Genomic DNA, 9,315 nt, shown 5'->3' with positions numbered 1-9,315 from the left:
GTGATTTCAGACTGCATATCGGGAATTTGCAACACCGCCGATTGGACGGGCGGCGATGCGACGAAGGAACCGGCCCGGCGGCGCCGGACAATCAACCCGGCGGCTGTCAGGGTGGAAATCGCTTTGTTGACGGTCATTCGGGCGCATCCGTAATGCGCCACCAGTTGATGTTCGAATGGAATTCGGTAGCCGGGCGGCCATTCGCCCGACAGGATTTTTGCCTCGAGATCGGCAATAATACGCTGATGCAGAGGAACAACCGGATCGGCGACGCTCATACCGGCACTCTCTGCATCACGTCTCCGAACCTGCGTTGAATGGCAGCCATATAGACACGATTGTATCGTTTTAGCTTGCGGAAATCCAGGCAACGGTACTGGACACTGCGAGCCCCACTTGATATGTATAGACATAAGAACTCTGGAGCCACCGGCTCATCTCGCGGAGGGACCATGCGCAGTGACCGACTATGGGGGAATATCTGGCTGGCGAACCCGGCGCCAGACAAGCACGTGGCTTGGCACCGATGCACGCGCGAAGACGGGTTGAATTTACCAGGAATTCTCGGATGACCGCGGCATCACCCTCTGCCAACGGGGCGCGGCCCCTGCAGGGCATTCGCGTACTCGACTTCACCCGTGTGCTCGCAGGCCCTTATTGCACGGCGTTGTTTGCCGATCTCGGTGCAGATGTGCTGAAAATCGAGCCGCCTAATGGTGACGATTACCGGCATATCGGCCCGTTCCACAAGGACGGATCGAGTGCCGTGTTCGAGGCGGTCAATCGCGGCAAACGCAGCATCGTCCTTGATCTGGCAACCGCCGACCATCGCACGATCGCGCTGGAACTGGCCAGCGGCGCGGATGTTGTGGTCGAGAATTTTCGCCCAGGTGTCGCCGACAAGCTCGGGATCGGCTGGGCCACGCTCTCGCGGCACAACCCGCGCTTGGTATATGCGAGCATTTCCGGGTTCGGACAGAACGGGCCCAACGCCTTGCGGCCGGCCTATGACATCATCATTCAGGCGATGAGCGGGATCATGGCCGTCACCGGCGACCCCGACGGCCCTCCCACGCTGATTGGCGAATCGATCGCCGATGTGGTGTGCGGCCTGTTTGGCTCCTGGGCGATCCTTGCCGCCCTGGTCGAGCGCGATCGCACCGGAAGCGGGCGATATATCGACATCGCCATGTTCGATGCCATGATGGCCCTGCAACCACTTGTCGTTGCTCGCTATCTTGCAACCGGTGTGGCGCCGCAAAGAATGGGCAACCGTCACGCCCTGTCCGTGCCGTTCGGCGCGTTCGCGGCCCGTGACGGCACATTCGTCCTCGCGGTTCTCAACGACAAACTCTTCACCGCGCTAGCGCACCTCATCGGCAAGCCTGAACTGGTAGTAAATCCGCGCTTTGCCTCGGATTCCCAGCGCGCCGCCAACGAGGCGGAACTGCGGGCCGACATCGAGTCCTGGTCTCGGCCCCTGACCGCGAGCGAAGCGGTCTCGGCGCTCGTGGCCGCCGGTGTTCCCGCGGCGGAGGTGATGGACACGGCGCAGGCGCTGGCCTCTTCACAGGCAACCGCCCGCCCCTTGCTGCAGGAGCTGGCTCATCCCGATCTCGGCCGGACCTTCGTTCCCGAACAACCCGCTCGATTCCAGAACGCATCACGCGGCGGCCTGAAGGCGGCCCCACGTCTCAGCGAGCACACGCACGCTGTGCTGGCCGATCCGGCACGCGCGTGGGATTGAAGGACTCTCCCCCCATGATTAAATTCACCGACCCAAGCGCCGATCCTGACATTATCGATGCGATCGAGGCGTTCTGCCGCAAGGAGCTTGCGCCGCGCGCCGCCGATATCGATGCCCAATCGATCTTCGCCACCTGCCACCGGCCGGCGCTGTCCGAACTCGGCATTATGGGATTAAACCTGCCGGGGAATTACGGCGGCGCCGGTGTCGATCCGCATACGCTGTTCGAGGCCGTGGCCCTGATTTCCGGTGCCTGCGCTTCGACCGGCTCAATGGTCACCGCTCATTACCTTGCCACCGATTCGATCAAGTATGGCGGCGACGATCGTCAGAAGACCCGCTGGTTGGACGCTGCTGCCAAAGGGACCAATCTCGGCGCCTTCGCCCTCACTGAGCCAGGCGCCGGTTCGAACCCCGCCGACATGACGGCAACGGCGACCCGCACAGACGGTGGTTATCGGATCAAGGGAACCAAGCACTTTATTTCCAACGCCGCCGAAGCCGATTTCATCATCGTCTATGCCAAGACCGACATGACCGCCGGAGCACGCGGCATTTCCGCGTTTGTTGTCGAACCGGCTCGCGGCGGTCTCCAGGTCGGACCGCCGGAGCGCACGATGGGCCTTAAGGGCGGCCATGTTTTCGAAGTGGCGCTCGACTGTGTGGTGCCCGAGGAAAACCGCCTCGGACCCGAAGGGACCGGCTTTCGCACCGCGCTCCGCGTCCTCGATGCCGGGCGCCTCGATATCGCGGCGTCCTGTGTCGGCATCGCGGAGTCCGCCTTTTCCGCGGCCATTGAATGGGCCAAAAACCGGCAGGTCGGCGGCGAGCCGATCGCCCTGTTTCAGGGTATTCAATGGATGCTTGCCGACATGGCAACCGATATCGCCGCCGCGCGCGGGCTGGCTCGCGCCGCAACCGTGAAACGCGCGGCAGGCGAACGCTTCAGCACCGAGGCATCAATGGCCAAGCTGTTTGCCTCCGAAATGGCCGGTCGCGTCACCGACAAGGCCCTGCAAATTTACGGCGGCTATGGTTTCACCCGCGACATGCCGCTCGAACGCTACGTCCGCGATGTCCGGATCATGCGCATCTACGAAGGCTCATCGGAAATCCAACGCAACATCATCGCCCGCGCGGTGCTGGGATGATGGTCACCTGGAGCGGCTCCGGCGAGAGGATGCCTTAACGGAATGCGCATCATCCGAAGTGGCGAATATCGTTGTATGCCCTGGAAGAACGGTGGCGGAGAGACGGCCGAAATCGATATATTTCCACCAGAGAGTGGGATCGATGCGTTCGATTGGCGGGTGAGCATGGCCCACGTCACTGCTGACGGCGCTTTTTCGCAATTCACCGGAATCGATCGCACGCTCAGTATACTTGAGGGTAAAGGGATCAGGCTTGCGGTTTCAGATCAGGCCGGAATAGATATCACGCCCGATTCACTACCTTACAGTTTTCCCGCAGATGTTCCGACAGTCGCGCAGTTGATCGACGGCCCGGTCATCGACCTTAACGTCATGACAAGACGCGGACGTTTCGTCCACCGGGTAACCCGATTAAGGCAGACAGCACCGGTTGTATGGCGGCTAAAGTCGGATCTTAATCCTGATATTGGCGCGTGGGGTTCCTCTGCAAATCGACAGCGGAAGCAACGCGATGTGGCTTGCTGCCGGTGACGCGGCAGTCGTTCATGGCGTGGGTACGAGTATGGGCCTGACTCCAACTGGCCGCGCTGAGATCTGTATCGTTGAATTCGATATCTCCGTCTCAGGCGCAACTCCGATCCAAGCCGAAAACCGGAATTTTCTCGAAGGCGAAAGGTTACCAATATCATGACAGTCCATGAACGCCCGCAACCCGTTGACGCCTCGGTTGTTCCCCGCTTTGCCGGCGCCGCGACCTTCATGCGGCTGCCGTCGGTCGCCAGTGCCGAGGGGCTCGATGTCGCGCTCGTCGGCGTTCCCTTCGATGGCGGCACCACGAACCGGGCCGGCGCGCGTCAGGGCCCGCGCGAAGTCCGCAATCAGTCCACCCTGATCCGGCGCACCCACCATGCGACCGGCGTCTCGCCTTACGACCGGATCGCCGTTGCCGACATAGGCGACGCGCCGACCAATCCGTTCAGCATAGAAGGTTCCCTTGATCTGATCGAAGAGTTCTTCAAGGACATAAAAATGGCCGACGCGAAACCGATCGCGGTAGGCGGCGATCATCTGATCACCTTGCCGATCTTGCGCGCCCTGGCCCGCGATCGGCCGGTCGGTCTCGTGCATTTCGATGCGCATTCCGACACCAATGATCGCTATTTCGGCAACAATCGCTATACCCACGGAACCCCATTCCGGCGGGCGATCGAAGAAAAACTGCTGGACCCCCGGCGGATGATCCAGATCGGCATTCGCGGCTCGACGTATGACCGGGACGAGCATCGATGGGCGCGCGAGCAGGGCGTCGCGATCCGCTATATCGAGGATGTGGCAAGGCAAGGCCCGGAGGCGACGATGGATGAGGCGATCGCCATCGCCGGGGCCGGTCCGTTATATGTGTCGTTCGATGTCGATTCGATCGATCCCTCGATGGCGCCGGGAACCGGCACACCCGAAATCGGCGGCCTGACCACGCGGGAAGCGCAATTCATGCTGCGCCGGCTTCAGGGGCTGGAGATCATCGGCGCCGACGTGGTGGAGGTGGCGCCGCCCTATGACCTCGGCGGCATGACCGCCCTGGTCGGCGCCACGATGATGTTCGAGCTGCTGTGTCTCATCGCGGGCCGGATCGGCGATCCGCCGGCAAATCAAGTCTGATCAAAGGGAGCACGTCATGAGTCAAGAAAAAACGGTCATCGAGCGCAGGGCCATCGACTTCGTCCCCGAGAGCGAGAGGCATGGTAAGGTCTTTTCCATGTTCACGCTGTTTTTTTCGGGCAACATGCAGATCACCGCGGTCGCTCTCGGCATCATTCCGATCGAACTCGGCCTCAGTCCCGGCTGGAGCATTTTTGCTCTGGTGCTGGGCAATCTGCTGGGCGGCTGCGTGATGGCCGCGCACGCCGTGCAGGGGCCCCGCATCGGAATTCCGCAGATGATCCAGAGCCGGGCTCAGTTCGGCGTGCTCGGCGCGAATCTTCCCCTCGCGCTCGTGGTGCTGATGTATCTGGGGTTTTTTGCGGGCAGCGCGATCCTCGGCGGCGAAGCCATCGCCAACATCCTTGGCGTGTCCAGCGGAGTTGGAATCGTCGTCGCCAACCTGCTGACCTATCTGCTGTTCGCGTTCGGCTATGACGCGATCCACCGCTGCGCGAAATGGGCGACCTATATTTTTGCCGTCATTTTCATTCTGGGAACGGTGCTGGCGTTCGGCAAGCTGGCCGGTCTTCCCGCCGCGCCGCATGCGGCAGTATTCTCATTGCCCATGCTCCTGATCGCGATTGCGATTTTCGTGGCATGGCAGATCACCTACGGCCCCTATGTCGCCGATTATTCCCGCTACATGCCACGCGACACGGCCGCCGGCTCGATTTTCTGGAGCACCTATTTCGGCTCGGTGATCGGTTCGATCTGGGCCATGCTGGTCGGCGTGTTGCTGGGAGCCATCGATCAGAAACTCGCCGCTTCGGACCCGACGGCCGCGTTTGCCGGCCTGTTCAGCGGTCCATGGGCGGAATTGCGCATCATCGCGTTGATCGTGATCCTGGCCGGGGTGGTGGTGATCAACGCCCTCAATCTCTACGGCGGCTGCCTTTCGTCGCTGACGATCCTGAGTTCGAGCCTATCGTTACGCCAATCGGCGCTGCGTCATGGCAAGTGGTACCGGATCGGGCTGGGCGCAGCCGGGGTGACCATCGGCAGCCTGATCGCCATTGTCGGCGCGAACAGCGTGATGGCATATCTGAACAACCTGATGCTGATCCTGGTATATGTTTTTATCCCCTGGTCGGCGATCAACCTGACCGATTTTTTCCTACTGCGCCACGGCGAGTACTCTGTGGCCGACATCTACGACAGGCATGGCCGTTACGGAGCCTGGGGCGTGCCTGCCCTGGCGGCCTTCGTACTCGCCATCGTGCTGGAGATTCCGTTCATGAGCACGCCGTTCTTCACCGGACCGGTCGCCAAACATCTGGGCGGCGCCGATGTGACCTGGATCGTCGGTCTGCTGGTCGGGTCGGGGGTCTATTATGCGCTGATGCGTGCGAGGACGCGTGTACCTCACGAATCCCCTCGTTTCACTGACCCGGTATAGTGCCGATTCGCAATCCCGATAATCGGCTAATTGCAGCACATCTCGAGAAGAGTTGGGAAGCGGCATAACGTCGCCTCGAGGCGTGCCAGGCGCGGTTGGAGGCGGTGCAGGCTTCTGATCCGGCCGCCCCGTCGCCAGACTTCTCGGATTTGGCCGACGATCCTGATGCCGCATGGAACGCGCCTGGCGCGACCATGCGGGCGCGCCAGCGGCTCCTGCGCGCGCTCATCACCGACATCATCGCTAACGTCGACGAAGCCAAACGTGAGGTCGTCCTGACGATCCATTGGCGCGGCGGACAGCATTCGCAATTGCGAGTGCGGAAGCCAAAAACCGGCGAACATGGCTGCCGAACCTCTGACGAAGCGATCGCGGTGATCAAGAGCATGGCCAGCCGATGGTCGGACGCGGATATCGCTGCGACATTGAACCGAATGGGCATGCCGACGGGCCAAGGAAAGACCTGGACGGCGCACCGCGTCAGTTCGCTCCGGCGGGTGCGTGGGATACATGCCTATCGATCCGCCGAAAAAGATGGCGAATGGCTGACGATGACCGAAGCCGCTGCGACAGTCAGCGTGACCCACCACCGGATCAGACGGCTCATCGCAGATCGCATTATTACCGCTGAGCAAGTCGTGCCTGGTGCTCCCTATCAGATTCGCGCCGCCGATCTCCAGGATGATCGCGTCCTCGCCGCGATCAAGCGAACAGGCGGTCCGTGTCGCACCGGTTTTGAAAACCAACTTCCAATGTTTCCAGACACTTGAAAAGGATAGGCATAATGAACGCCTCGTCGCGGAGCTGTGCCGCAGAACGGCCGATCGTCCCGCACGAAAGTCCACAATCGATCGGTCCGGGTGCGCCCGAGGCCGGGCGCCAGCACCGCAACCGGCGTGCCGTCCCCATGGATTTTCTCTGCGGTGAACACATGGGCACGGATGCCATCGGCGATTGGCGTCAGCAACCACGCTGCCTGGCCGGCATAATCGGCGAGCGTCGAGCGGGGCAGATCAATACATTCGCGCGCATAAATTTCACTCTGCCGATACAGCGGCAAATAATCGAGATATTTCGACATCACGATCATCGCGAGCAGCGAGGGTGTCGCACGGCCACGCGGGATCGGCAGGTTGGGAGCCGGAGCCTGCGCGATCGCATCGCAGCGCTTGCAGGCATATTTCGGCCGGACATGCCGGACCACCTGGAACCGGCCGGGAATGTAGTCATGCACTGCTTGGCAGATTACATCTCGGCCAATTTCGCGTAGTACGAGAGGAGGAGCATCGTTGCCACGGCACGCTAATAATTGCTGTTTGCAACAGGCTTGACCCGCCGCGGCGGCTCTGGCATAGGCGCATTGCGGGAGAGTTCGCGGCGGCTACCGGCCAAAGCGACGCCGAAGGGGCAACCGCCCCGGAAACCCTCAGGCAGAAGCGACCGCGACCGGACTGGAACTCTGAAAAGCGGAGCGGCAGCTCCCGCCGATGGTGTAAGTCTTCGCCCCGTGCCGGGGTGCGACGAAACTCTCAGGCCTATGACAGAGGGGGCATTTGAATACCCGCTGCGGGCGGGTGGGAGAATGCGCATGTCCACCTCTGATTGTCAGGCTATTGCCGTAATCGGCGCCGGTATCATCGGTGTCACGACGGCCTATAACCTGGTCCGGCGCGGCCACCGCGTCGCGCTTTTTGACCGACAGCCCTACGCGGCGATGGAAACCTCCTTTGCCAATGGCGGACAACTTTCAGCCTCGAATGCTGAGGTGTGGAACAGTTGGACGACGGTGTTGAAGGGATTGAAGTGGATGATGTCCCCCGGGGCACCGTTGTTGGTGAACCCGAAGCCTTCCTGGCACAAGCTTTCCTGGATGGCCGAGTTCCTCGCTGCTATCCCCAGATACGAGGAGAACACGGTCACCACTGCTCGTTTGGCGATCGAGGCGCGCGGGCATCTGCGACGGATGGCTGAGGAGGAAGGTATCGACTTCGATCGCGAGGACCGCGGCATCCTCCACTTCTACGAGACGAAACGAGAGTTCGAAGCGGCCGGTAGGGCCACCGAGCTCCTGGCTAGGGGCGGGGTGGAGCGTCGCGCCATCACTCCTTCTGAAATGCGTGCGATCGAACCGGCACTGCGCGGCACCTATTACGGCGGCTTCTACACCCCGTCGGATTTTACCGGCGACATCCACAAATTCGCTACCGGTCTCGCTCTCGCCTGCACGCGCCATGGCGTGACCATGCGCTTGGCGACGGAGGTGGTTTCCGCCACGGCGGGTACCGAAAGCGTCACCATCATCAGCCGTTCTACCGAACCAACGCTAAATGACGCTCCGCAACCGGAGGAGGTCGGGAGCTTCGACAAGGTGGTGGTCTGCGGTGGCGTGCTGTCGCGGCAACTCGGTCGGTCGTTAGGAGACCGCATCAACGTCTACCCGGTGAAGGGCTACTCCATCACCGTCAATTTGACCGAGGGCGCCGACCAGCAGGCCGCGCCCTGGGTAAGCCTGCTCGACGACAAGGCCAAGATTGTGACCAGTCGCCTGGGCCCGACGCGCTTTCGTGTGGCCGGGACGGCCGAATTCAACGGCTACAACCGAGACATCCGAGCCGAGCGTATCGCGCCGCTGATCGCCTGGTGCCGGGCGCATTTCCCGGGCATGAGCACGCGCCAGTGTGTGCCCTGGACCGGTTTGCGCCCGATGATGCCAAACATGATGCCACGCGTCGCACGCGGGCGGAACCCGCGCGTTTTCTACAACACTGGGCACGGTCACCTCGGCTGGACGCTCTCCGCGGCCACGGCCGATGCCGTGGCCGCGCTCGTGACCGCTCGTGCGAATACTTGATAGCAAAGCCGGGTGCTCAGGGCTATCGCATTTGAGCTGAGCCGAATGCGGCAAGGAGCTTGATCAGGAGCGCATCATTTCATCCTGCGTGTTTGAGTTTTCCTTTCATGGATACTTTCGAGTCTTCGAGTTTTGCGAGGTTAAGGGCGAGACGGCGCAGGAGGGCGATGTTTTCTGGCCCGTGATCCTTGCGGTTTCTGGCCTGATCCTCGTTCATGGTGACATCGAGAACCCAGTGCCAGAGCGTTTTCGATGCCCCAATGGGACCGGACGACCGCATTGAAGCGTTCGCTGGAGAGTGCGGTGCTGAGCAGGTAGTAGGCGGTCTCATACTAGGGTGTGTCGTCAATTAAGCCAGATAGCGGTGGCGGTGAGGTGGACGCCTGCGAGGAAGTTTCTGGCGGTTTTGTCGTAGCGCGTTGCAATGGCGCGGAATTGCTTGAGTTTGGCAAAGAAGTTCTCGATCAGG

At 61.5% G+C, this 9,315-nt stretch carries 10 protein-coding genes, 1 pseudogene and 1 riboswitch; of the genes and pseudogenes, 7 read left to right on the top strand and 4 right to left on the bottom strand.

All coding sequences use genetic code 11. From position 1 onward, the window contains the following. On the bottom strand, positions 1-278 hold a 278-nt coding region (locus tag AiwAL_RS19190; protein WP_262313377.1), incomplete at its 3' end, for a GntR family transcriptional regulator. 191 nt (positions 279-469) lie between these two features. Between AiwAL_RS19190 and AiwAL_RS19185 the strand changes: the two genes are divergently transcribed. The 6 genes from AiwAL_RS19185 to AiwAL_RS19160 all read left to right on the top strand — a co-directional run bounded on the left by AiwAL_RS19185 (position 470) and on the right by AiwAL_RS19160 (position 6,765). Further along, positions 470-1,747, top strand: coding sequence for a CoA transferase (locus AiwAL_RS19185; protein WP_316044808.1), 1,278 nt, complete (start codon positions 470-472; stop codon positions 1,745-1,747). Positions 1,748-1,761: 14 nt separating this feature from the next. Continuing rightward, positions 1,762-2,898, top strand: coding sequence for an acyl-CoA dehydrogenase family protein (locus AiwAL_RS19180; RefSeq protein ID WP_262313376.1), 1,137 nt, complete (start codon positions 1,762-1,764; stop codon positions 2,896-2,898). Positions 2,899-2,940: 42 nt separating this feature from the next. Further along, positions 2,941-3,429, top strand: coding sequence for a HutD family protein (locus AiwAL_RS19175; RefSeq protein WP_235706161.1), 489 nt, complete (start codon positions 2,941-2,943; stop codon positions 3,427-3,429). Between the two features lie 156 nt (positions 3,430-3,585). Continuing rightward, entirely contained in the window at positions 3,586-4,557 is a 972-nt protein-coding gene (speB, locus tag AiwAL_RS19170; RefSeq protein WP_262313375.1) for an agmatinase, read from the top strand. Positions 4,558-4,573: 16 nt separating this feature from the next. Beyond that, positions 4,574-5,995 carry a cytosine permease gene (locus AiwAL_RS19165; RefSeq protein ID WP_262313374.1) on the top strand — a complete coding sequence of 474 codons (1,422 nt, stop codon included), beginning with the start codon at positions 4,574-4,576 and terminating at the stop codon, positions 5,993-5,995. Between the two features lie 95 nt (positions 5,996-6,090). After that, positions 6,091-6,765 carry a recombinase family protein gene (locus AiwAL_RS19160; RefSeq protein WP_235706223.1) on the top strand — a complete coding sequence of 225 codons (675 nt, stop codon included), beginning with the start codon at positions 6,091-6,093 and terminating at the stop codon, positions 6,763-6,765. On the opposite strand, the gene AiwAL_RS19155 is transcribed toward AiwAL_RS19160, so the two are convergent. Next, a complete protein-coding gene (locus tag AiwAL_RS19155) occupies positions 6,651-7,229 on the bottom strand; it encodes a transposase (protein ID WP_407932578.1) in 579 nt (192 codons plus the stop codon). The two genes, AiwAL_RS19160 and AiwAL_RS19155, sit on opposite strands and share 115 nt — an antisense overlap. A 119-nt stretch (positions 7,230-7,348) precedes the next feature. Next, positions 7,349-7,448, top strand: a riboswitch (glycine riboswitch). 135 nt (positions 7,449-7,583) lie between these two features. On the opposite strand from AiwAL_RS19155, the gene AiwAL_RS19150 reads away from it, so the two are divergent. Further along, a complete protein-coding gene (locus AiwAL_RS19150; protein WP_235706224.1) occupies positions 7,584-8,846 on the top strand; it encodes a D-amino acid dehydrogenase in 1,263 nt (420 codons plus the stop codon). A gap of 79 nt (positions 8,847-8,925) precedes the next feature. Here the strand turns inward: AiwAL_RS19150 and AiwAL_RS19145 are convergent. Further along, positions 8,926-9,175: pseudogene (locus AiwAL_RS19145) on the bottom strand (ISAs1 family transposase); the annotation flags it as partial. A gap of 16 nt (positions 9,176-9,191) precedes the next feature. Beyond that, a partial coding sequence (locus tag AiwAL_RS19140) for a transposase (protein ID WP_262313378.1) occupies positions 9,192-9,315 on the bottom strand: 124 nt, incomplete at its 5' end.

The sequence above is a fragment of the Acidiphilium sp. AL genome (assembly GCF_025499445.1).
Taxonomy (GTDB): domain Bacteria; phylum Pseudomonadota; class Alphaproteobacteria; order Acetobacterales; family Acetobacteraceae; genus Acidiphilium; species Acidiphilium iwatense.
This window is presented reverse-complemented; position numbering and strand designations above follow the sequence as displayed.

What these genes read in the sequence shown, in the direction of transcription:
- AiwAL_RS19185 (WP_316044808.1), top strand. Translation starts at nt 470, where the DNA reads ATGGGGGAATATCTGGCTGGCGAACCCGGCGCCAGACAAGCACGTGGC.
- AiwAL_RS19165 (WP_262313374.1), top strand. Translation starts at nt 4,574, where the DNA reads ATGAGTCAAGAAAAAACGGTCATCGAGCGCAGGGCCATCGACTTCGTC.
- AiwAL_RS19150 (WP_235706224.1), top strand. Translation starts at nt 7,584, where the DNA reads ATGTCCACCTCTGATTGTCAGGCTATTGCCGTAATCGGCGCCGGTATC.
- AiwAL_RS19180 (WP_262313376.1), top strand. Translation starts at nt 1,762, where the DNA reads ATGATTAAATTCACCGACCCAAGCGCCGATCCTGACATTATCGATGCG.
- speB (WP_262313375.1), top strand. Translation starts at nt 3,586, where the DNA reads ATGACAGTCCATGAACGCCCGCAACCCGTTGACGCCTCGGTTGTTCCC.
- AiwAL_RS19175 (WP_235706161.1), top strand. Translation starts at nt 2,941, where the DNA reads ATGCGCATCATCCGAAGTGGCGAATATCGTTGTATGCCCTGGAAGAAC.